The following is a 22,837-nucleotide window of genomic DNA, read 5'->3' on the forward strand; positions in this document are numbered from 1 at the left end:
ACTCTCCGGGTGCTAGCGCCTTGCGACAACAGGCTCCCCATCGGACCGGGAATCACGCGTCCCGGCATCGCGTTTTGAAATCATGCCGAAGGCCACCTTTCGGTGGCCTCTTCCCGCCAGCTTCCCAACGGGAGCCGCGCAGCATATCAGGTTTTTTCTTCACATGCCTGAAGCGGCAGGTGAATTCAGATCAGACGGCCTTTTCGACCTGGCCGAACTCGAGCTCGACCGGGGTAGCGCGACCGAAGATCAACACGGAGACGCGCAGACGGCTCTTCTCGTAGTTGACCTCTTCGACGACACCATTGAAGTCGTTGAACGGACCTTCGGTGACGCGGACCATCTGGCCCGGCTCGAACAGCACCTTCGGACGCGGCTTCTCGACGCCTTCCTGGACACGGTTCAGGATCGCCTCGGCCTCGGAATCAGCGATCGGTAGCGGACGATCAGCGGTTCCGCCGATGAAACCCATGACGCGCGGGGTTTCCTTGACCAGATGCCAGCTTTCGTTGTCGATGCGCGGAATGCCCGCTTCTTCGTGGGTCTCGATCTGGACCAGCACGTAACCCGGGAAGAACTTGCGCTCGGAACGGCGCTTCTGGCCGGCGCGCATTTCGATCACTTCCTCGGTCGGGACCAGGACGTCGCCGAAGCGCTCTTCCATGCCGTCACGGACGATGCGATCGCGCAGAGCCTGCGCCACCGACTTCTCGAAGCCCGAATAGGCGTGAACGACGTACCAACGCTTCATGCATTTCTCCTTAGCGGCTCAGGAACCACTGAGTCAGTTTCTGGATGAAGAAGTCGAACCCACCCAGCAACAGGCTGAGGATCAGGACGACGACAATCACCACCCAGGTCATGCGAATGGCTTCCTGGCGGGTCGGCCAAACCACTTTACGCAGCTCGAAACGCGACTCGGAGAGGAATTCGCGGGTGTCGCGCCCCTTGCCGGTCAGCATGAACACGCCGATACCGCCAACCAGGCCGACCACGACCGCCAACGCACGCAGCTGACCCGCCCACGAGCCCAACTGGGCAGCGCGACCGGAATCGGCGGAGAACCAGAACCAGACGAACAGACCTGCCAGCACCAGCAACGATGCGAGGACGTACTTGACGATATCCCCGCCTTGCGCGGAGGTGTCCTTGGAATGTTCGATCTTGCTATTCATCAGGCTGTGTCTGCTTTAGCGGCAGGGCCGCTGGGTAAGGTGGGCAGATGGCACGCCAGGAGGGACTCGAACCCCCAACCTGCGGTTTTGGAGACCGCTGCTCTGCCAATTGAGCTACTGGCGTACGTAGAAAACTTGCCTTCCCTTAGACGGCGAAGGCGGACCGAGGTTCCCGGCCCGCCACTCGCCAGACCGGCAGCGCTATGCGACCGCCGGCATGCAGGCTTACTCGAGGATGGTGGCAACCACGCCAGCACCGACGGTACGGCCACCTTCGCGGATTGCGAAGCGCAGGCCGGCGTCCATGGCGACCGGGTTGATCAGGGTGACAACCATCTTGATGTTGTCGCCCGGCATCACCATCTCGACGCCTTCCGGCAGCTCGACCGCACCGGTGATGTCGGTGGTACGGAAGTAGAACTGCGGACGGTAGCCCTTGAAGAACGGGGTGTGACGGCCGCCTTCGTCCTTCGACAGGACGTAGACTTCGGCGTCGAACTTGGTGTGCGGCTTGATCGAACCCGGCTTGGCCAGAACCTGGCCACGCTCGACGTCGTCACGCTTGGTGCCGCGCAGCAGCAGACCGGCGTTGTCGCCTGCCTGACCCTGGTCCAGCAGCTTGCGGAACATTTCCACGCCGGTCACGGTGGTCTTCTGCACCGGACGGATGCCGACGATTTCGATTTCTTCGCCGACCTTGATCACGCCGCGCTCGATACGACCGGTGACCACGGTGCCGCGACCCGAGATCGAGAACACGTCTTCGACCGGCATCAGGAATGCCTTGTCGACGTCACGCTCCGGGGTCGGGATCCAGGTGTCCAGCGCCTCAACCAGCTTGATGACGGCCGGCACGCCGATGTCGCTCTGGTCGCCTTCCAGCGCCAGGCGGGCCGAACCCGAGATGATCGGGGTGTCGTCGCCCGGGAAGTCGTACTTGCTCAGCAGCTCGCGGACTTCCATTTCGACCAGTTCCAGCAGCTCGGCATCGTCAACCATGTCGGCCTTGTTCAGGAACACGACGATGTACGGCACGCCGACCTGACGCGACAGCAGGATGTGCTCGCGGGTCTGCGGCATCGGGCCGTCAGCGGCCGAGCACACCAGGATCGCGCCGTCCATCTGGGCAGCACCGGTGATCATGTTCTTGACGTAGTCAGCATGGCCCGGGCAATCGACGTGGGCGTAGTGACGAACGGTGGATTCGTATTCGACGTGCGCGGTCGAGATCGTGATGCCACGTGCCTTTTCTTCCGGCGCGGCGTCGATCGCGGAGTAATCCTTGAACTCGCCACCAAAGCGCTCTGCACCGATCTTGGTCAGTGCGGCGGTCAGCGTGGTCTTGCCGTGGTCGACGTGACCGATGGTGCCGACGTTGACGTGCGGCTTGGTGCGCTCGAACTTACCCTTGGCCATGGCTGCTTATCTCGAATTCGTCTGGTGTGGTGCTGAAGATGGTGCTCACAAAAGGAATCGAACCTTCGACCTCTTCCTTACCAAGGAAGTGCTCTACCGACTGAGCTATGTGAGCGAGTTTTGCATTATGGCATGAACTCGATAATATTCAAAGTTCACTCAATGGAGCGGGAGACGGGGATCGAACCCGCACCATCAGCTTGGAAGGCTGAGGTTCTACCATTGAACTACTCCCGCACCGGGAATGTGCCACAACGTGAAGCTGGTGGAGGGAGGTGGATTCGAACCACCGAAGGCGTAAGCCAGCAGATTTACAGTCTGCCCCCGTTGGCCGCTTGGGTATCCCTCCTTTTACCACCCCGTCCCGTGCCGCCGAAGCGTTGCGGTGTGTGGTGGTGAGCCCGCAATTCTGGAGATGAAGCGGGGGTCTGTCAACGCTTTTTTTCACTTTTTTTCACACGCGTCGCAAACCCCTTGATACGCAAGGGCCTGCTCAGGGCAGTTCGATTGTCTCGTCGGCAAAGATGGCCACGTGGGCAACGCCATCGGCCCCGATCCAGCCCCGATACATGCCCTGGGTGTTGAACGGTGCTGCCGCTTTTCCATCTGCAGAGAGCACGATCGCCCCGCCGTCGCCGCCCATCTGCGGAATCGCGTCGTTGATCACGCCCTTGCCCGCCTGTTCCGGCGATTGACCGAGGTAACGCATGCGCGCGCAGATCTCATGGGCTGCCGCGGTGCGGATGTAGTACTCGCCCCAACCGGTACCCGACACCGCACAACGCGCATCAGCCCAGGTGCCGGCACCGATGATCGGCGAATCGCCGACACGGCCATAGCGCTTGTTGGTCATGCCGCCGGTGGACGTGCCTGCAGCAAGATGCCCCTGCGCATCCAGGGCGACCGCGCCGACCGTGCCGAAGTGCTTTGCGGTTTCCAGGTCGGCATGCGCCTGCCCGCTCGCCTCTTCCTTCAATGCACGCTGCAGCTGCTGCCAGCGCTTGTCGGTGCGGAAGTAGGAGGGGTCGACCAGGGTCACGCCCTGTTCGGCGGCGAAGGCTTCTGCGCCCTGCCCCACCATCATCACGTGCCTGGACTTCTGCATCACCGTCTGCGCGAGCAGGATCGGATTGCGCACGCGCTGCACGCCGGCCACTGCGCCGGCTGCCTGGGTGGCCCCGTCCATCACCGCCGCGTCCAGTTCATTGCGGCCTTCGTGGGTGAATACCGCGCCCTTGCCCGCGTTGAAGGTCGGATCATCCTCGAGCACGGTGATGGCCGCGGTGACCGCCGCCAATGCCGGACGCCCGGCTGCTAGTTCGGCATGGCCCTTCAGCAATGCCGCCTTCAGGGCAGCGCGCGCGGCCTGTTCTTCCGCCGCAGAGAGATCCTTGCGCTCGACGCCGGCGCCGCCGTGGATGACCAACAGCGGCGATGCGGTGGGTGCGGCCTGGGCCAGCAGTGGCAGGGACAACAGCGCGGACAGTGCCAGGCGCAGTTTCATGGAAGCAGATCTCCAGCAGGACAGGGATTGGATTGCACGGTAGCGCCGGGCCGGGCCCGGCGGAAGGCACAGCACGGCGGCATCCGCGAGCATGGTGGATCATTGGCGGACGACTTCAATCTCGCCGTCGCTGATTTCAACCAAGGCCTGGTAATCGGCCTCGGCCTCGAAGTCGTCCAGGCGCATGCGGCTGCCGCTGGCAACCACGGTGACCGGCACCGCGTGGAAGCGCAGGGGCTCACCTTCCACCAGCCGGTCGGCATCGCGTCCGGGGCTGACCACCCATACCTTGCCTTGGCCGTCGGCGCTGTAGACCTGGGCTTGGCCGTCAGGCTCCACGCACAGGGCCGTATCTTCGTCGACGCCGATGCCGACCATGTCCGGGTCACCACTGTCATGCGCGGCGCGGGCCACGAACACGATCAGGCGGCCGAGACGGTCGCGCTTGTCGAAGTGGGTGTCGGTGACCACCCGCTGCAGGTAGGGCAGCTGCAGGAAGCCGCGGTCCAGGGTGACGGCCTCGCCCATCGGGTCGGCGATGGCGCTGGCCGAGTCGATGCTGCCTCCATCCAGCGCGCCATAGGCGTAGCCGCCGAGGATGGCCAGCCCGGCGCTGGTACCGGCAATCGGCTTGCCGGCGCGCACGTGGGCATTCAGCGCGCGATTGAGCGCGGTGCCCTTCCAGAAGCGGATGTAGCGGGACTGATCGCCGCCAGCGATGAAGATCGCATCGGCCGCAGCCACGACCCGCAGCACGGCCGGGTCGTCGGCGCCGCGGCGGCTGTCGAACACCAGGGTCTGCACGGCGGTGGTCCCGCCGATCTCACGGTACAGACGGTCCTGCAGTTCATCGGTGCCGGAGGCACGCAGGATCAGCACGCGACCATTGCCAGCCTGGCGCAGCCACCACTGGAAGGCCTCGGGGACCCATTCGCCGCCGCCCATCAGCATCATCGCGGGGGTGCGCGGGCCAGGCCGCGGCACATCCAGATCACCCACTTCGTAATAGGCGAAGCCCGGCTCCATCAGCTCCTGTGCAGCTGCTGGCGAGGACCAACAGAGCACCGACAGCAGCAAGGTGAGGCGCGGGCCAGGCAGGCTGTAGCGAAGGCATCGCATCCTGATCTCCCTGAACAAAACGACCTGCAACCGTTTTCACTCTTTGCCAGATTGCCAGACATATCCCCAGTAGTCCCAGTAGTCAAGGACATGAAAAAGGCGTTAAATGCGCGCGCCCATTCCTGAAATGTGAATGGGGGACAGGGTCCCTCCTCCGCGGGCCGGCATTACTTCCGAGAATTTCTCATGCGTAGACAGGCGATGGCGTGGTCGATCCAGCTGACGTTGATGGGCGTTGCTGCTTCGGCGGCGGCACAGACTCCCGCTTCCTCTTCGGTACAACAGCTGGATGCGGTGCAGGTGACCGGCTCACGCATCCCGCGCGCCCAGGTGGAAGGACCGGCGCCGATCACTGTCATCAACGCAGAGCAGATCCGCTCCAGCGGCTTCACCACCGTGCCGGACGTGCTGCGCGCGATGACCCAGAACGGCGGTGAGACGCAGAGCCAGCAGTCCTCCGGCGGCGCCGACTTCTCGCCGGGCGCGCAGCAGGTCGACCTGCGTGGGCTGGGGCCGAACCACACCCTGGTGCTGGTCAACGGCCGTCGCATCGCCGACTTCCCGATGCCGTTCAAGGGCCGAAGCAACTTCACCGATGTGTCCAACATTCCGCTGGGCATGATCGACCGCATTGAAGTGCTGACCGGCAGCGCGTCGGCGATCTACGGCTCGGATGCGATCGCCGGCGTGGTCAATTTCATCCTGAAGAAGAAGGCCGATGGCACCACCATCGACATACGCATGGGCACCACTACCGAAGGCGGTGGCGAATCGTTCGACATGAGCCTGGCCAGCGGTTTCAGTAGCGGCAACTTCAATGCGGTGTACAGCGTCGAACTGCAGTCGCAGACGCCGCTGTGGGCCTACGACCGCGACATCCAGGACTCGACCCAGGACGGCCCGACCGAAGGCGCGCGCGTCGCCCGTCGTTCCTATCTGCGCACCGATTACAACGACGACTACCTGGACCCGGGCGCAGCGACCTGTGATGCACTGTCGGCACAGAACCAGGGCAGCACCTACCGCGCGTTCCGTCCGCGCTACGGCTACTACTGCGGCAGCGACAGCGCGATCGGTTACGGCACGATCCTCAGCAAGCGCCGCGGCGCCAACGGCTATGCCTCGCTCAGCTACGACTTCGACAACGGCCAGCAGTGGTTCGCCGACGTGCAGCTGGGCTACCACACGATGTCGCTGATGCGCGATGTCACCAAGTGGGGGCGCATGGCCGCCGACGGCGACGAGTCGGGCTACTTCAACAATGAAGCGACCGGCGAGATCGAGTTCTGGCAGCGCCAGTTCTCGCCCGAGGAAATGGGCGGGCTGGACAATGCGATGGTACGCAGCACGCAGAAGACCTTCAGCGTGACCACCGGCTTCAAGGGCAACCTGACCGGCAGCTGGGACTACGAAGCGGCACTGAGCCATTCGCAGTACCAGTCGCGGATCAGCTGGGCGCAGATCATCGCGTCCAAGGCCAACGACCTGTTCCTGGGCCCGCAGCTGGGCGAGGACGATGACGGCTTCCCGATCTACAACGCCGATCCGTCGCGCCTGTACCGGCCGCTGACCCGTGCCGAGTACGATTCGATCGCCGCACGCACCACCTATACGCCGAAGTCGCGCACCGAGACGGCGGCGCTGACCCTGACCAATGGCTCGCTGTTCACCCTGCCCGGTGGCGATGCCGGCTTTGCCGCGACGGTGGAAGTGGGCCAGCAGGCCTATGCGCTCAATCCCGACCCGCTGGCGACCGGCTATTACTACTACAGCTGGAAGGATTCGGACGGCAAGGGCTCGCGCAACCGCTGGGCGACGGCTGCCGAGCTGCGCATGCCGCTGCATGAAACGGTCAACCTGAGCGTGGCCGGGCGTTACGACCAGTACCGCTATTCGGGCCACTCCATCGGCAAGGCGACCTGGAGCGGCGGCCTGGAATGGCGTCCGATCAACACGCTGCTGGTGCGCGGTTCGTACGGCACCGCGTTCCGTGCGCCGGACCTGCACTATGTTTTCGCCGGCCCGGGCAACGACGAGACCAGCGCGGAAGATCTGTACAACTGCCGCGCCGATGCCGCCGATGATTGCGCCGATTACGAGCGCAACGTGATCCGCAGCCGCAGTGGCAACCGCGAGCTGGACCCGGAAACCAGCACTTCCTGGAGCGCTGGCTTCGTGTGGTCGCCGGCCGCCGGCCTGGACCTGTCGGCCGACTGGTTCAACATCGACATGCGCGACCAGGTGCAGGACATGGACGTGCGTACGATCCTGGCCAGCGAAGCGAACTGCCGGCTGGGCAGCGCCGACATCAGCTCGCCGACCTGCGTGGACGCCCTGGCCCGCATCACCCGCACTGCCGATGGCCGTCTGTATGGCGTGCATGTGAACCCGATCAACGTTGCGCGCGAGTCCACCTCCGGCGTCGACGTCGGCCTGCGTTACCGCCTGCAGACCGGCATCGGCGACTTCATCTTCAATGGCACCCACACCTGGGTGAAGAAGCATGACTTCCAGCGCTATGCCGGTGATGTGACCGAAGACCAGTTCGCGATCAACAGTGGCTTTGATATTCCCCGCACCAAGACCAGCGTCAGCGTGACCTGGGAGAAGGATGCCTGGTCGGCCACCGTGTACGGCTCGCGCCTGGGCAAGCTGCCGACCTCGGACAGCTACGACCAGGTGTTCGACGAGGAGAGCGGCGACAGCCCGTGGATCAAGGCGACCTACCGCTACAACGCCTCGCTGCAGTACCGCTTCGACGATCACTCGCGGTTGTCGCTGTCGGTGGTCAATGTGTTCAACAAGATGCCGCCGAAGGACAGGACCTATACGGCGTACCCGTACTACGACGTGTCCTGGTTCGACAGCGTCGGCCGCACCATCAACCTGCAGTACACGCACAAGTTCGGCGGCAGCGCGCTGTAAGGGCGCCCCTGCTGGCGGCACGTTACAGACCCCCGCTTCGGCGGGGGTCTTTCTTTAGAGCGCCGGCCAAGCCCCAGCCTGAACGGTTCCCGGCCGGCGAGGTGCTTCACGGGGTGCATGCCGCTTTTTAGGACATGGCTGATTCCGGGCGGGTGAGTGCCCTCCCTAGGATCGGTGCATGTTCCGATTCCCTCGCCCTTCCCTGCCCCTGGTCGCACCGCCGACCACTGCTTCGGTGCTGCTGCGCTGGCTGACGGTGTGCGTGTTCCTGTGCCTGGCGGCCGCCACCGGCTTCTACCTGCTGACCGCGATGACCGAAGACATCTCCAGCCACCGCCGCGACATGAATGCCGCCGCGTACAGGGCGCAGATCTACTTCGACCAGCGCGAGGCCCTGCTGCGCTACCTGGGCGATTCGGTGGTGGTGGGTGATCCGTCGGTGCCGTCCAGCGAGGGCGTACGCCAGCTGCCATTGGACGGGCCGGGTGGCAAGCCGGGCCAGCGCCTGCTGCTGTCGCCGCGCGCGGAGCACACGCTGCAGACCCTGCAGACACATCTGCTGCTGGTCGATGCGCAGGGAACGCATTGGCTGGCAGGCGGCCAGGCTGACGTTGACATCGCCGGCCTGCCCACATTGCAGGTGCTGCGGCAGCGCAGCGGCACGCTTGCCGGCACCGATCCGGTGTACTGGCTGCGCGCGGGTGATGCCGGGGTCGCCCTGGCCCAACCGGTACAGGCCGGGCCGCAGCCGAGCCAGTGGCTGATGCTGCTGCTGGACAGTGCGCCCGCCTCGGACATGATCGATGGCCAGGGCATCGGCGGCTACGCCCTGCTGGACCGCGACGGGCAGCCCGCGCTGTCGAGCCTGGCGCCACGGCTGGACAGTGCAGGTTGGAAAGCGCTGCAGCAACGCCAGGACGACAGTTTCGGCGTGCTCTGGAGCATGGGCCTGCCACGCGGCGTGGCCTTGGTGAAGGGCGTAGGCAATGACGGCTGGCGGCTGGTCTATCACCTGCCTCCGCGCCTGCTGCTCGGCGACATGGCGACCTCGCTGCTGATCAGCGGTGCACTGCTGTTGTTGGCGGGTATCGCGCTGCGTCTGCTGCGGCATCGCATCGACCGCCAGTTGATCCAGCCGGCCCTGCTGCAGCACCGGCGCCTGCTGGAAAGCCTGGATTTCAGTTCCACGGTGATCGACCTGGCGCCGGTCGGCATCTGTGTCCTGCGCCGCAGCGACCGTCAGCTGCTGCTGTCCAACCAGCTGCTGCGCGACTGGCTGGGCGAGGACGGCACCGACAGCGATTGGCAGGCACCGTGGCGCGTGCATGCCGGCGAACGCGGTCGCGGGCTGGAGTTCACCGCACGCGACGGTCGCCAGCTGCAGGTACTGCATGCGGCCTGCCGTTACCAGGATGACGACGTGCTGCTGTGTGTGTTCCATGACATCTCACGCCATCGCCAGGCGCAGGCAGCACTGTCCTCGGCACGGCAGGCGGCCGACGCCGCCAACCAGGCCAAGAGCGCGTTCCTGGCGACCATGAGCCATGAAATCCGCACACCGCTGTACGGGGTGCTTGGCACGCTGGAGCTGCTCGGCCGCACGCCCCTGGATGCGCGCCAGTCGCAGTACCTGCGCACCATCGAGAGTTCTTCATCGGTGCTGCTGCAACTGATCAGCGACGTGCTGGATGTGTCCAAAATCGAATCGGGCCAGCTGAGCCTGGAGCCGGCATCCTTCTCGCCGCGCGAACTGACCGAGAGCGTGCTGCGCAGCTTCGCCGCTGCGGCGACGCGCAAGGGCCTGCAGGTACTGGTGTGCACCGATCCCCGGTTGCCGACGCGGGTGCTCGGCGATGCCGACCGGATCCGCCAGGTGCTGGGCAACCTGCTCAGCAATGCCATCAAGTTCACCGAGCATGGCCGGGTGGTGCTGCGCGTACGACTGGTGCAGCGCGAAGGCGAGTCGAGCGTGCTGGCCTGGCAGGTCACCGATACCGGCGTGGGCATCGCCACCGAGGAACAGGTGCGCCTGTTCGAGCCCTTCCGCCAGGTCCGTAGTGCCGCCAGCGCACAGGGCACCGGGCTGGGTCTGTCGATCAGCGACCGCCTGGTGCGGTTGATGAGTGGCGAACTGCGCGTGGTCAGCGAACCGGGACTGGGCAGCAGTTTCACCGTGCGCCTGCCCTTGCCGGTGCTGGCCGCGACCGAGGATGGCCCGGCGTTGCTGGCCGAGCCGCCGGTCTACGTGCGCGGCCGCGATCGCGAGCTGGTCGACAGTGCCTGTGGCTGGCTGCGCCGCTGGGGTGCCAATGCGCAGCCTCTGCAGGGCGACCCTGCCCTGCTCGACCACGCCGGCGCGATCCTGATGGATGGCGAGGCGGAACAACCGTTGGCCTGGCGGGGCCCGCGGGTGCTGGCCTCGATCGACGGTGGCGACCAACCCTCACCCACCGCCGATGGCACGCTGCTGGTCACCCTGCACGGCATGTCCTCGATCGCCCTGGCGGTCGCACGCCAGCAGCGGCAATGCACAACGCTGCCGACCGCAGCCCGCGATGTGCAACCGGGTCCGCTGGGACTGCGGGTGCTGGCCGTGGAAGACAATCCCATCAACCGGGTGATCCTGGCCGAACAGCTGCAGGCCCTGGGCTGCGAGGTGGAGCTTGCGCAGGATGGTGTCGAGGCGTTGCAGCTGTGCCAGACCCATGACTTCGACCTGGTGGTCACCGACATCAACATGCCGCGCATGGACGGCCACACCCTGGCGCGCCGGCTGCGTGCGGAGGGCAATCTGCTACCCGTGATCGGCGCCACCGCCAACGCGACCGCCGAGGAGCGCGAGCGCTGCCTGGCCAGCGGGATGCAGGGCTATCTGAGCAAACCCATCGACATCGCACGCCTGCGTCAGGCGCTTTCCGCCGTTCGCCAAGGAGATCCCGCATGACCCGCCGTGTCCTGATCCTGGAAGACCAGCCGTTCCAACGTGGTTACCTCGTCAATCTGTTCAGCGCGCGCGCCGGTGTGCAGGTTGACGCCTGCGAAGACGTGGATGCGGCAATCGCCCTGTGTGCCTGCCAGGCCTATGACCTGGTGGTGAGCGATCTGTTGATGCCCGGCCAGGATGGCATCCAGTTCATCCAGGCACTGGCCGCACAACCGCGCCCACCGCGGCTTGCCGTAGTCAGCGCGGCCTCGCGGCGGATGATGAGTTCGGCACGGTTGATGGCCGAATCACTGGGCCTGGAGGTGGTAGGACTGTTGGCCAAGCCGGTCGCCGCCAGCGATGTCGATGCGCTGCTCGAAGCACTGGCGCAGGCGCGGCCAGCGGTGCGCACCAGCCCGGCGGCGCTGACGCCCGAACCGGACGCCGCGCAGCTGCGACAGGCGTTGGCCGACGGCAGCCTGACCGCCTGGTTCCAGCCGAAGAAGTCGTTGCAGTCCGGGCGCGTGGTTGCCGCTGAGGCACTGGTGCGCTGGCGCCACCCGCAGCTGGGGACGCTGGCGCCGGGCAGTTTCCTGCCGGCGCTGTGCCGTCATGGGCTGGAGGGCGAACTGCTGCGGGCGATGCTCACCGCCAGCATCCGGGCTCAGGCGCGCTGGCGCGCGCAGGGATTCCGCGTACCGGTATCGATCAACCTGCCGCCGCACCTGCTGGAGCAGTCCGATCTTCCGGATGAACTGCAGGCGCTGACCCTGGCCGCGGGCGGCACTCCGGCGGATCTGTGCTTCGAACTGATGGAGAACAGCACCACCCGCCACGTCAGCGACTTCTACGCAGGCGCCTGCAGGTTGCGGATGAAGGGCTTCGGCCTGGCCCAGGACGATTTCGGCCAAGGGCTGAGCTCGGTGCACAACCTGGTCAACACCCCCTTCACCGAGGTCAAGATCGATCGTGCGCTGGTCAGTGGTTGCGCGCGCGATCCCGCCCTGCACCTGACCTTGACCACGGTGATCGCGCTGGCCAACCAGCTCGGCCTGACCATCGTTGCCGAAGGCGTGGAGAGTGATGCCGACCTGGCCGCGCTGCGCCATCTAGGCTGCAACCAGGTACAGGGCTTCCTGATTTCGCAGGCGCTGCCCTCCGACGACTTCACCCGTCTGCTGGACGAAGATGTTCCGCATGCGGCCGCTGCCAGCAACCGGGCAACGTCGCGCTGACAGGCGAGGCTGAAAGGCTTCACAATCCCATCAAGAGTCTTTGACGATCCTCTCTGCGCGGCGGTACCGGCCGTGCCCTGGGCCCTTCTGGCCGCCATCGACCGCCTACTGCTCCGAGACCTGTCCATGCCGGCCGAGGCCACTCCCGTACGCCGACTCGCCCGCCGCTCCCTGCGTGTACATGCCCTGCTGATCGGCGTGGTGGTGCTGGTCACCCTGCAGGCCGGCCTGCTGCTGTCCACCGGCAGCCAGCTGTTCAACGAAGAACAGAGCAAGATCCGCTATCACTTCCGCCGGCTGGACGGCACGCTGCAGGAACAGGATCGCTTCCTGCGGCAATGGCGCCTGCATGACGTGGGCAATCAAGGGCAGCCCGTGGACGAGGGCGCTTCAGGTACACAGCCCAGCCCGCTGTTTGCCAGTTTCGCGCGGATCGGTGCCGACGGCGGCGCCTCGACACAGGCAACGGCCGAACTGGGCGACCGCTTCCTGCGCTTCTACGGTGCTTTCTGGGCGGCCTCCCGGTTTCCGCCGCCGCAGTGCCTGCTGGTCGATGGCCAGGGCCGCCGTGGCCTGCTTGCACCGATCCAGACAGTGCGTGGTGATCCCGGCCAGAGCAGCCCGCATCACCTGCAGCCGGCACTGACCGCCATCCACGAGGTCCTGCGCGAACGGCCGGCGCTGCGGCGCGGCAACGTGGTGTGGACGCCGGTGGCCTGGCGCGAGGGACAGACCCGGCTGCTTGCCATCGCCCACGCACCGCAGGATGCCCGCCTGTGGGGCGAGAGCGAGGACGAGTCGTTGGCCGCGGTGGCCTGCCTGCTGGATCCCGGCCGCGTTGATGACTACCGCCAGGTGATGGGGACACCGGTGTTCGAACGGATGTCGCTGTTCGATGGCAACGGCCGCCTGCTGCTGGGTGATGCCAGCGATGCCAGCCGCGCGGGTACGTCCTGGCGCGCGGGCCTGGAGGGCCTGCTGTTCCGCATGCGCAGCGAACAGGGATGGCTGGCGGTGTACCACGTTGGCTGGCAACAGGTGTTCCAGCACCCGCGCGGGCCGCTGCTGGGCAGCATGGTGGTGGCGTTGCTGCTGGCCACCGGTGGCGCGCTGATTTTGCGTGCCTACCGGCGCTCGGTGATCGAGCCACTGCGCCGCAATCATGCACGATTGCTGGAAAGCGAAGCCTTCAGCCGCACCATCCTCGACAACGCACCGATCGGGTTGTGCCTGCTGCGCCGTACCGATGGCCGCGTGCTGCTGGACAACGCACTGGCGCGTCACTGGCTGGGGGAAGACCACGACGACGGTGGCTGGCACGGGCCCTGGCGGCGCAGCGTGCTCGCCGCCGGCGGTACTGCGGCGGGCGACGGCCTGGCCTACACCACGCCGGACAACCGCCATCTGCTGATCACCGCGACGCCCGCGCGCTATCGCGGCGAACCCGCCGTGCTGTGCCTGTTCATCGACCTCAGCAGCCAGCACGAAGCGGAGCAGGTGCTGCAGCAGGCACGGCGTGCGGCTGACCAGGCCAGCCGGGCCAAGAGCCAGTTCCTGGCCACCATGAGCCACGAGATACGCACCCCCCTGTACGGCGTACTCGGCACGCTGGAGCTGCTGGGCCTGACCCCGCTGGATGCTCGCCAGCAGGACTACCTGGACACGATCCAGCGCTCGTCATCGACGTTGATGCAGCTGATCAGCGACATCCTGGATGTCAGCAAGGCCGAGGCCGACCAGCTGAGCCTGGAGCCCGGCGAGTTCGATCCGGAGCGGTTGACCGAGGACGCGCTGGACTCCTACGCCGCTGCCGCCGCACACAAGGGCCTGCAGTTCTACGCCTGCATCGATCCGGACGTACCGGCTGCGGTCAACGGTGATGCCGCGCGCATCCGCCAGATCCTCAACAACCTGATCAGCAACGCGCTGAAATTCACCGACAGCGGGCGGGTCGTGGTGCGTCTGGGCGCACAGCACATCGATGATCGCTGCTGGCTGCGCTGGCAGGTGGCCGATACCGGCATCGGCATTGCCAGCGAGCACCAGGCACATCTGTTTGAACCCTTCTTCCAGGCCAACCCGGGCACCGATGCCATGCGGGGTACCGGATTGGGCCTGGCCATCTGTGCACATCTGACCACGATGATGGACGGCCACCTGCGGGTGGTCAGCGAAAGCGGGCTGGGCAGCAGTTTCTCGGTCGAACTGCCGCTGCCCGAGGCAACACCCGATCCCCTGCAGGGGGCTTCACCGCGATTGCCGGCAGCGTTGCCGGTGCAGGTCCGTGGCAGCGTCCGCGAGTTTGCACAATCGATATGCGAGCGGTTGCAGCAGCGCGGCGCACAGGCCAGCGTGCATCGCGATGATGCGCCGGAGCCTGCCGATCCTGGCACAGTGATGCTCGACCTTGTGCTGGACGAGGGCACGCCCACGTGGAGTGGACCGCAGGTTGTCGCCTGCCGCGAAGGTGGAATGCAGCCCCAACGGGTGCAGGGGCATTGGCAGGTCGGCGTGCATCGTCTGGATGCGATCGTGCTCGCACTGGCGGCCGCGGCCGGGCAAGCACTGCCCGCCGAGGTCAACGGGCGTCTGCCGGCGCCTCGCAGGTTCGGGCTGCAGGTACTTGTCGCCGAAGACAACCCGATCAACCAGGCGATCCTGCGTGGCCAGCTGGAGCAGCTCGGCTGCCACGCCGTGGTCGCCAGTGACGGCAATGAAGCCCTGCACTATTGGCCGCAGCGTTCCTTCGCCCTGGTGTTGACCGACCTCAACATGCCGGGACTGGATGGTTACGGTCTGGCCCGCGCATTGCGCGCACGGGGGGTTGAGGTGCCGATCCATGGCGCAACCGCCAACGCCGACCCGGCGGAGCGGCAACGCTGCCATGAGGCGGGAATGCAGGGCGTGCTGGTCAAGCCGATCACCCTGGCAGCACTGCAGCGCCTGCTGACCCAGGTTGCAGCCCGGCCGCACAGCGAACCCATCGACGCCGCCGCCGATGCGCCACTGCAGGTTCCGGAGAAAATGCAGGCGTTGTTCGTGCAGACCATGCAGGCCGACCTGGACAGCCTGCGGCAGGCGATCGACGATGCCGCATCAGAACGCGTGGCACAGGTGCTGCACCGCATCCGCGGCGCACTGGTGATCGTTGGCGCACCGGCACTGGTGGCACACGGCCAGCAGATTGAACAGCAGATCGGCGACGGCGACGCGTTGCCTGCCCTCGCCACGGCGCTCGAGCATTTCCAACGGCGCCTGCAGCGGCTGCTGCAACCCCTGGTGCACGTCGCCGCCCCCTCATCCCCCAGCAAGCCGACACCGCCATGACCACCCGCATCCTCATCGCTGACGACCACCCGATCGTGCTTGCCGGCATCCGCGATGTCCTGGCTGGCGAGCTGGACCTGGACGTGGTCGGCGAGGCCGCCGATCCGGCGACCTTGGTCGAGCTGATGACGAGCACCCTGCCCCATGCGGTGATCACCGACTACAGCATGCCCGGGGGTGACAGCTTCGGCGATGGCATCAAGCTGATTTCGTTCCTGCGCCGCAGCTTCCCCGATGTTCGTCTGCTGGTGTTGACGATGGTCTCCAACCCCTCGCTGGTGGCAGCAATGTACGCAGCCGGTGCCAGCGGCGTGGTGCTCAAGAGCCACGGCCTGGGCAGCCTGGTGCAGGCGCTGCGCACGGTGCTGGCCGACCGCGTCTACCGTCCACCGGGCCTGCTGCCGGTTGCGGCCGCAGAACCGGCCGATGCCGAGGCGGTGCTGGCGCGCCTCTCGCCGCGCGAACTCGAAGTCATCCGTCTGTTCACCGGCGGCATGAGCGTGGGCGACATCGCCCGCCAGCTGCAGCGCAGTGCGAAGACCGTCAGTACGCAGAAAATCAACGCGATGCGCAAACTGGGCGTGGACAGCGACCAGGCGCTGATCGAGTACTGCCTGCAGTCGTCGATGTTCGGCTGAGGCCTCCACATCACTGAACCGTGCCCCGCCCATGCACAGGGCACGAAGTGCTTTAGGAAATGCCTGATTCCATAGGACAGGGCTGATTTCTAGTCTGGACGCATCCCGCCACGGTGACGATTTCCCATCGTCATCGCGTTGCCGGCGGGAGCGAAACCGGATGGCGCCTGCAGTGGCCATCGCACCCGGTTTCCACAGCGACGCGGCCCTGCCGCGCCAGATCGCGCAGCCGCGCTGCGCCCTGCCACAGGAATCCATCAGCATGAACGCCTCTCCCCCACGGCGCCGCCGTGCGTCCGCCTGCGCGCGCGCTTCGCGCCTCCCCTTGATTCCCAGCCTGCTGGCCAGCGCGCTGTGGGCCGCCCTGCCCGTGCACGCGGCCGAAATGCAGGGGCCGTTGAAGATTACCGATGGCGGCAGCCTGCAGCTGGGCGCCGACGACACCCTGTCGCACAGTGCCGGTGGCTACGCCCTGGAGGCCAATGGTGTCGGCAGCACCATTACCGTCAATGGCAGCTGGATCTCGAGCACCGGAGGCGGCAGCGGCATCCTTGCCAGCGCCGGCGGCAGCGTCGTGATCGAGGGCGGCATCCTGCAGGTCGGCAACGGCAGCACCACCGTCGGCTATGCGCTGAACGCCAGCGGTGCCGGCAGCGTGATCCGGGCCAACAACCTGGTCATCAATGCCTACCGCAACGGCTCCGGCTACGGCACGGTCAACGCCACCGGCGGTGGCAAGCTCTGGTTGACCGGTGGCCGCGTGAGCAGCGGCGGGCACGCCCTGTATTCCAGTGGGCGCGGCAGCGAGCTGCACGTGGCCGGTACGGAGATCAATGGCGGTGCCAACAGCGCGGTGTACGCCGAGGGTGGCGCGCTGCTGTCGCTGGAATCGCTGAAGATGACCTTCGCCGACGCCAGCAACGGCTACAGCGGCCGATTGTCCTCCGATGGCAGCGGCAGCGTGCTGTCGCTGCGCGACGTGGACGTGGTCAACGGCTACTTCGATATCGACAACGGTGGCACGCTGCAGATCGTGGGCGGCAGTGCCAGCAGCAGCGGCAGCAGCATCCGCCTGCTCGGCAACAGAATCAACCGCGTATACTCTACCGCCGATATCACCGGCGGCCGCTTCGAGACCATCGGCGGCTATGGCGTCAACGTCAACAGCTGGGCCAAGCTGACCACCCACGGCGCCCACTTCACCGTGCGCGATGGTTATTCCGGCATCTGGCTGTCCGGCGCGGACTCGCTGGCCGACCTCACCGATACCACGATCAGCACCCATGGCGACAACGGCTACGGCCACGGCGTGGACGTCTGGGGCGGCACTGCCACGATCACCGGCGGCAGCATCGATACCCACGGCGATGGGGTCTACGGCCTGCGCGCCTCGGGCAGCAATCCACCGACGCCCTATTCGCGCATCCGAACCAAGGATCTGGACATCACCACCTACGGCACCGGCGGTGGCGGCGTCTTCCTCGGTGGCGGCACGGCCGATGCGCAGCTGGACGGCGGCTCGATCACCACGCGGGGAGCCTCCTCGTTCGGCATCGTGCAGATGAACACCGCCAAGCTCACCGCCGACAACCTGAGCATCCAGGCACAGGGGACGAATTCGGGCGCCTATCGGTCCTACATCACGGTGTTCGGGCCGTACTGGGACCGTCTGGTGTTCAACAACAGCAGCCTGCAGACCCAGGACGGTCCCGCGCTGTGGCTGCAGGGCAGCAACCACGAGCTGACGCTCAACAATACCGATGTCATCGCGCGCCAGCAGGGCAACCTCGACGGTGGCCGCCTGCTGCGGGTGAGCGATACGGTGTTCACCGATGGAAGCTCGGTCGCCACCGCGGACATTCTTTTCACTGCCGACAACAGCCGCCTGACCGGCGATGTCGTGGTCGACAGCGCCACCGCCAACGTACAGATGACGCTGCGCAACGGCACCGTGTTCAACGGCGCACTGCGCAACGACTCGGGCTACCAGGTCGCGCAGCTGGCGATGGACGGCAGCAGCCAGTGGAACGTGCGTGGCGATTCCAGCGTCGGCTCGCTGGACCATGCCGGCACCATCGTCTTCGTCGCGCCCACCACCGACGACTTCAAGACCCTGACCGTCACCGACGACTATGTCGGCAACGATGGCCATTGGCTGTTCAACCGCGCGCTGGGCGACGATGCCTCGCGGGGTGACCAGCTGCTGATCCAGGGCAACAGCAGTGGCACGGCCTCTGTCAGCGTGCGCAACGCGGGAGGCGCCGGTGCCCTGACCAGCGAAGGCATCCGCCTGATCAGTGTGGCTGGCCAGTCCGATGCGCAGTTCTCGCTGCAGGGACGCGCGGTGGCCGGCGCTTACGACTACTTCCTGTACAAGGGTGGCGTCTCCACCCCGGACGACGGCAACTGGTACCTGCGCTCGGAATACGTACCGCCGGTCGATCCGCCGGAACCGCCCGATCCGCCGGAACCGCCGATTGATCCGCCGACTCCGCCGATTGATCCCCCTGCTCCGCCGATCGATCCGCCGATCGATCCGCCGGTGGTCCCGCCGGTTGACCCGCCGCTGCCGCCGGCGCCGCCGCGTGTGGAGCGTCCGGAGCCGGCGGTGTACATGGCCAACCAGAGCAGTGCGCTGGGCATGTTCCGGCACAGCCTGTACGACCGCAGTGGTGATCCTGCCGACGCAACCGACGGCGGCAGCGATGCCATTGCATGGGCACAGGTGCGCAGCAGCCAGCCCGGCAGCCGCGGCCGCCAGGTCGATGTGGACAGCGAACTCAACAGCGTGCTGCTGGGTGTCGGTCGTCGCTTCGAAGCCAATCCCGGTGGCCAGCTGCAGGCAGGTGTGATGGCCGGCCAGGGTCGGGCACGCAACGACAGCCGTTCGCAGGTGACCGGTTACACCGCGCACGGTGTGGTCAACGGCACCAGCCTGGGCCTGTATGGCACCTGGCTGCAGGACGCGCGGATGGACAGCGGTGCGTATGTGGACGGTTGGCTGCAGTACGGGCGGTTCCGCAACAGCGTGCAGGGCGAAGGGCTGCAGAAGGAGCACTACCGCTCGCACAGCTGGACCGGATCGGCCGAGGCAGGCTATGTGCTGCCCGTGCAGCGCACGGCGCAGCGCGGTGTCTACCTGGAGCCACAGCTGCAGGTGATCCACAGCCGCTACGATGCCGACCGGGTGGTCGAGGCCAACGACACGGTGGTTGAAGGTTACGACAAGGACAGCACCACCACCCGTGTGGGCCTGCGCCTGTACACGCGTTCGCTGACGCAGCGCCAGGGGCAGGTGCAACCGTTCGTCGCGGTGAACTGGTGGTCCGGTGGCAACGACGCGGCCATCGCCGTGGACGGAGAACGCCTGCGCCGGCAGTTGCCGCGTGACATCTACGAAGCCAAGGCTGGCGTGCAGGTGGGTCTGTCGGGTGGCTGGCGCGGCTGGGGCGAGATCAGCCGGCAGACCGGTGGCATGGGCTTCCGCGATACCAGCGGTCAGCTGGGCGTCTCCTACCGCTGGTAGGACGTACTGCTGGCGAGCTCATCGAGGGGTCCGGCGATGCGTCGTCGGACCCCTTGTTGTTTTCCACACCATGCGTGGAAATCGATGGGGGTTGGATGTGGACAAGTGGCCGTAAGCCGCGCACGGCAAGCGTTTTCGACGCTGGTGTTTTTTTGTCCAGGCTGTCCAGGCTGCAGGCAGTCGCGTGTTTTCCACACAGCAGGTGGAAAGCAATGCGAACTTGATGTGGACAACCCGCCTTGAACGTTATGCCGCAAGCGTTTCAAGGAGTGGCTGTTTTTTGTCCAGGCGCCTCATCGGTTTTCCACACGCCACGTGGAAAGCCGTGGGGGTTTGGTGTGGACAAGTCGCCGCGATCCATGCAGGCCAAGCGTTTCACCGCGTGGTGAATTTATGTCCACTGCCATCTGCAACACCGGGCTGGTGCTTCCGCAGCGCAAATGCGCAATGACACTGTCAGCGTGTGCGCCTTCCGACAGGCGCCCGATACAACAAGACCCCGCATTGCGGGGTCCTGTTGGCAATCACTGCGCTGCGTCGTCGATCAGACGTTGAAGCGGAAATGCAGGATGTCACCTTCCTGCACACGGTATTCCTTGCCTTCCAGACGCAGGCGACCAGCTTCCTTGGCGCCGGCTTCGCCCTTGTACTTGATGAAGTCGTCATACGCGATGGTTTCAGCGCGGATGAAGCCCTTCTCGAAGTCGGTGTGGATGACGGCGGCAGCCTGCGGCGCGGTGGCGCCCTTGCGCACGGTCCACGCGCGGACTTCCTTTACACCGGCAGTGAAGTAGGTCTGCAGGCCGAGCAGGCTGTAGGCCGCGTTGATCACGCGGTTCAGGCCCGGCTCGGTCAGGCCGAGGTCGGCCAGGAAGGTATCGCGGTCTTCGTCATCCAGCTGCGACAGCTCTTCTTCGATGGCCGCCGACACCGGCACCACCTGCGCGCCTTCTTCGGCGGCACGGGCGCGCACGGCGTCCAGGTGCGGGTTGTTCTCGAAACCGTCTTCCAGCACGTTGGCGATGTACATCACCGGCTTCAGGGTCAGCAGGAACAGATCGCGCACCAGCGCTTTCTCTTCCTCGTCCAGGCCCGCCGAACGGCCGGCCCTGCCGTCGGCCAGCGCGGCCTGCAGCTTGGCCAGCACCGGCTTGCGTGCCGCCGCGTCCTTGTCGCCGCCCTTGGCCGCACGCTCGGCGCGGTTCAGTGCCTTCTCGACGCTGTCCAGGTCGGCCAGGGCCAGTTCGGTATCGATGGTGTCGATGTCCGAGATCGGATCCACCTTGTTGTTGACGTGGATGACGTCAGCGTTCTCGAAGCAGCGCACCACGTGGGTGATCGCATCCACTTCGCGGATGTGGGCCAGGAACTTGTTGCCCAGGCCTTCGCCGCTGGCGGCACCGGCCACCAGGCCGGCGATGTCGACGAACTCGACCGCCGTCGGGATGACCTTCTGCGGGTTGATGATCGCCGCCAGCTCGTTCAGGCGCGGATCCGGCACCGGCACGATGCCGACGTTCGGTTCGATGGTGCAGAACGGGAAGTTCGCCGCGGCGATGCCCGCCTTGGTCAGCGCGTTGAACAGGGTCGACTTGCCGACGTTGGGCAGGCCGACGATGCCGCATTTGATACCCATGGGTGACAGCTCTCTGGGGTGAAAGTGATTGGTGAAACAGCGCGCGCGCCGCTTGGCCAATCCATCTCGGTGTTGCCGATTGTGCGTTGCCGATCTTTGTGTGCCAACCAAGGTTGGCACCTACCAGAAGCGCTATTTCGGGGTGTGCAGCCGCTTCATCGCTTCGCTGAAATCGCCCTGCACCGCCAACGGCAGCACGTCGATCGCATCGTCGATGGCGCGCGAGATCAGTACTTCATCGTCCTTGGAGGGGCGTCCCAGCACCCAGCCCACCACGCGGTCCTTATGGCCGGGATGGCCGATGCCCACGCGCAGGCGATGGAACTTGCCGTGGCCGAGCAACCGGATGGTGTCACGCAGGCCGTTCTGTCCACCGTGGCCACCGTCGAACTTCAAGCGCGCCACGCCGGGCGCCAGGTCCAGTTCGTCATGGGCCAGCAGGGTTTCCTCCGGCTCGATCTTCCAGAACCGCTGCGCGGCGGTGACCGACTTGCCGCTGAGGTTCATGAAGGTGGCGGGCTTGAGCAGCCACACCGTCTGTCCGGCGATGTCGACCTTGGCGGTCTCGCCAAACAACTTGCTGTCCACGTTCCATCGTGCACCGGCCTTTTCAGCCAGGGCCTCAACGAAATGAAACCCGGCATTGTGCCGGGTCCGGGCGTGCTCCGATCCGGGGTTGCCCAGACCGACGATCAGTCGCAATCCTGCCATCGTTCCATCCAGATACGGCGCCTGCCCCGAAGGACAGGCGCCGCGGGGTATTACTCGGCCGCTGCTTCTTCAGCGTCGGCAGCGTCCTGCTTGCCGTGCTTGGCAGTGACGATCGCGTCGTCGTGGTCCTTGCCCAGCGCCAGCGCCGGGATTTCCACGCCCTTCGGCAGCTTGATGTCCGACAGGTAGACCACGTCGCCAGCCTTCAGCTCGCCCAGGTCGACTTCGATCGACTCCGGCAGGTCCTTCGGCAGGCAGCTGATGGCCACTTCCTTCAGTTCGTGGGTGACCACGACGTCGGCAGCCTTGCCAGCCGGCGAGGTGTCTTCGTTGATGAAGTGCAGCGGAACCGAAGCGGTCAGCTTCTCGTTCTCGTTCACGCGCAGGAAGTCCAGGTGCATGATCAGCTGCTTGAACGGATGGCGCTGCATGTCACGCAGCAGCACCTTCTGCACCTGGCCGTCCAGGTTCAGGTCCAGGATCGAGGCATAGAACCACTCGTTCTGCTGGGCCAGCCAGATTTCGTTGTGGTCCAGGCTGATGGCGACCGGTTCGGCGTTGCCGCCGTACACGATCGCCGGGATCACACCAGCGGTACGCAGGCGGCGGCTCGCACCCTTACGCTGCAGTTCACGCTTGGTGACCTTGATTTCATGGGTCTTCGACATTTTCGACTACTCGGTTGTTGCCTTGCCTTGCGGC

14 protein-coding genes and 4 tRNA genes are annotated in these 22,837 nt (G+C 65.9%); 6 read left to right on the forward strand and 12 right to left on the reverse strand.

Translation table 11 applies throughout. From position 1 onward, the window contains the following. Window positions 1-190: 190 nt before the first annotated feature. The 9 genes from nusG to WKB25_RS16965 form a co-directional block, all read right to left on the reverse strand. Window positions 191-751, reverse strand: coding sequence for a transcription termination/antitermination protein NusG (gene nusG / locus WKB25_RS16925; RefSeq protein WP_025879350.1), 561 nt, complete (start codon window positions 749-751; stop codon window positions 191-193). Between the two features lie 10 nt (window positions 752-761). Next, window positions 762-1,175 carry a preprotein translocase subunit SecE gene (gene secE / locus WKB25_RS16930; RefSeq protein ID WP_099819134.1) on the reverse strand — a complete coding sequence of 138 codons (414 nt, stop codon included), beginning with the start codon at window positions 1,173-1,175 and terminating at the stop codon, window positions 762-764. Window positions 1,176-1,223: 48 nt separating this feature from the next. Next, window positions 1,224-1,299, reverse strand: a tRNA-Trp gene (locus WKB25_RS16935). Window positions 1,300-1,400: 101 nt separating this feature from the next. Next, window positions 1,401-2,591: an elongation factor Tu gene (gene tuf / locus WKB25_RS16940; protein ID WP_089238985.1), complete on the reverse strand. Its 1,191-nt coding sequence runs from the start codon at window positions 2,589-2,591 to the stop codon at window positions 1,401-1,403. A gap of 39 nt (window positions 2,592-2,630) precedes the next feature. Next, window positions 2,631-2,706 (reverse strand) — tRNA-Thr (locus tag WKB25_RS16945). Between the two features lie 48 nt (window positions 2,707-2,754). Next, window positions 2,755-2,828: transfer RNA gene (locus WKB25_RS16950), tRNA-Gly, on the reverse strand. A 26-nt stretch (window positions 2,829-2,854) separates the two neighbouring features. Then, window positions 2,855-2,940: transfer RNA gene (locus tag WKB25_RS16955), tRNA-Tyr, on the reverse strand. A gap of 144 nt (window positions 2,941-3,084) precedes the next feature. Further along, complete coding sequence (locus WKB25_RS16960; protein ID WP_340571876.1) at window positions 3,085-4,095, reverse strand: isoaspartyl peptidase/L-asparaginase; 1,011 nt, start codon at window positions 4,093-4,095, stop codon at window positions 3,085-3,087. A gap of 99 nt (window positions 4,096-4,194) precedes the next feature. Continuing rightward, a complete protein-coding gene (locus WKB25_RS16965; RefSeq protein WP_340571877.1) occupies window positions 4,195-5,214 on the reverse strand; it encodes a cyanophycinase in 1,020 nt (339 codons plus the stop codon). A 186-nt stretch (window positions 5,215-5,400) separates the two neighbouring features. Between WKB25_RS16965 and WKB25_RS16970 the strand changes: the two genes are divergently transcribed. From WKB25_RS16970 to WKB25_RS16995, 6 genes are all read left to right on the forward strand, one after another. Then, entirely contained in the window at window positions 5,401-8,139 is a 2,739-nt protein-coding gene (locus WKB25_RS16970) for a TonB-dependent receptor (RefSeq protein ID WP_340571878.1), read from the forward strand. A gap of 178 nt (window positions 8,140-8,317) precedes the next feature. Next, a complete protein-coding gene (locus tag WKB25_RS16975) occupies window positions 8,318-11,083 on the forward strand; it encodes a response regulator (RefSeq protein ID WP_340571879.1) in 2,766 nt (921 codons plus the stop codon). Beyond that, the gene (locus WKB25_RS16980) at window positions 11,080-12,297 is read left to right on the forward strand and encodes an EAL domain-containing response regulator (RefSeq protein WP_340571880.1); all 1,218 of its coding nucleotides are present in this window, start codon (window positions 11,080-11,082) and stop codon (window positions 12,295-12,297) included. Before WKB25_RS16975 ends, WKB25_RS16980 begins: the two co-directional genes overlap by 4 nt. 72 nt (window positions 12,298-12,369) lie before the next feature. Further along, window positions 12,370-15,624 carry an ATP-binding protein gene (locus tag WKB25_RS16985; protein ID WP_340571881.1) on the forward strand — a complete coding sequence of 1,085 codons (3,255 nt, stop codon included), beginning with the start codon at window positions 12,370-12,372 and terminating at the stop codon, window positions 15,622-15,624. Then, the gene (locus WKB25_RS16990) at window positions 15,621-16,262 is read left to right on the forward strand and encodes a response regulator transcription factor (RefSeq protein WP_340571882.1); all 642 of its coding nucleotides are present in this window, start codon (window positions 15,621-15,623) and stop codon (window positions 16,260-16,262) included. The genes WKB25_RS16985 and WKB25_RS16990 overlap by 4 nt, the downstream gene beginning before the upstream one ends. Before the next feature lie 262 nt (window positions 16,263-16,524). Beyond that, entirely contained in the window at window positions 16,525-19,788 is a 3,264-nt protein-coding gene (locus WKB25_RS16995; protein ID WP_340571883.1) for an autotransporter outer membrane beta-barrel domain-containing protein, read from the forward strand. A gap of 544 nt (window positions 19,789-20,332) precedes the next feature. On the opposite strand, the gene ychF is transcribed toward WKB25_RS16995, so the two are convergent. From ychF to WKB25_RS17010, 3 genes are all read right to left on the reverse strand, one after another. Then, window positions 20,333-21,424: a redox-regulated ATPase YchF gene (gene ychF, locus WKB25_RS17000; RefSeq protein ID WP_340571884.1), complete on the reverse strand. Its 1,092-nt coding sequence runs from the start codon at window positions 21,422-21,424 to the stop codon at window positions 20,333-20,335. A 132-nt stretch (window positions 21,425-21,556) separates the two neighbouring features. After that, the gene (gene pth, locus WKB25_RS17005; protein ID WP_089238967.1) at window positions 21,557-22,135 is read right to left on the reverse strand and encodes an aminoacyl-tRNA hydrolase; all 579 of its coding nucleotides are present in this window, start codon (window positions 22,133-22,135) and stop codon (window positions 21,557-21,559) included. Between the two features lie 50 nt (window positions 22,136-22,185). Then, window positions 22,186-22,803 (reverse strand): 50S ribosomal protein L25/general stress protein Ctc, encoded by a 618-nt coding sequence (locus WKB25_RS17010; protein WP_100463166.1) that lies wholly within the window; start codon window positions 22,801-22,803, stop codon window positions 22,186-22,188. Window positions 22,804-22,837: the final 34 nt, after the last annotated feature.

The organism is Stenotrophomonas sp. G106K1 (genome assembly GCF_037969685.1).
Classification (GTDB): domain Bacteria; phylum Pseudomonadota; class Gammaproteobacteria; order Xanthomonadales; family Xanthomonadaceae; genus Stenotrophomonas; species Stenotrophomonas lactitubi.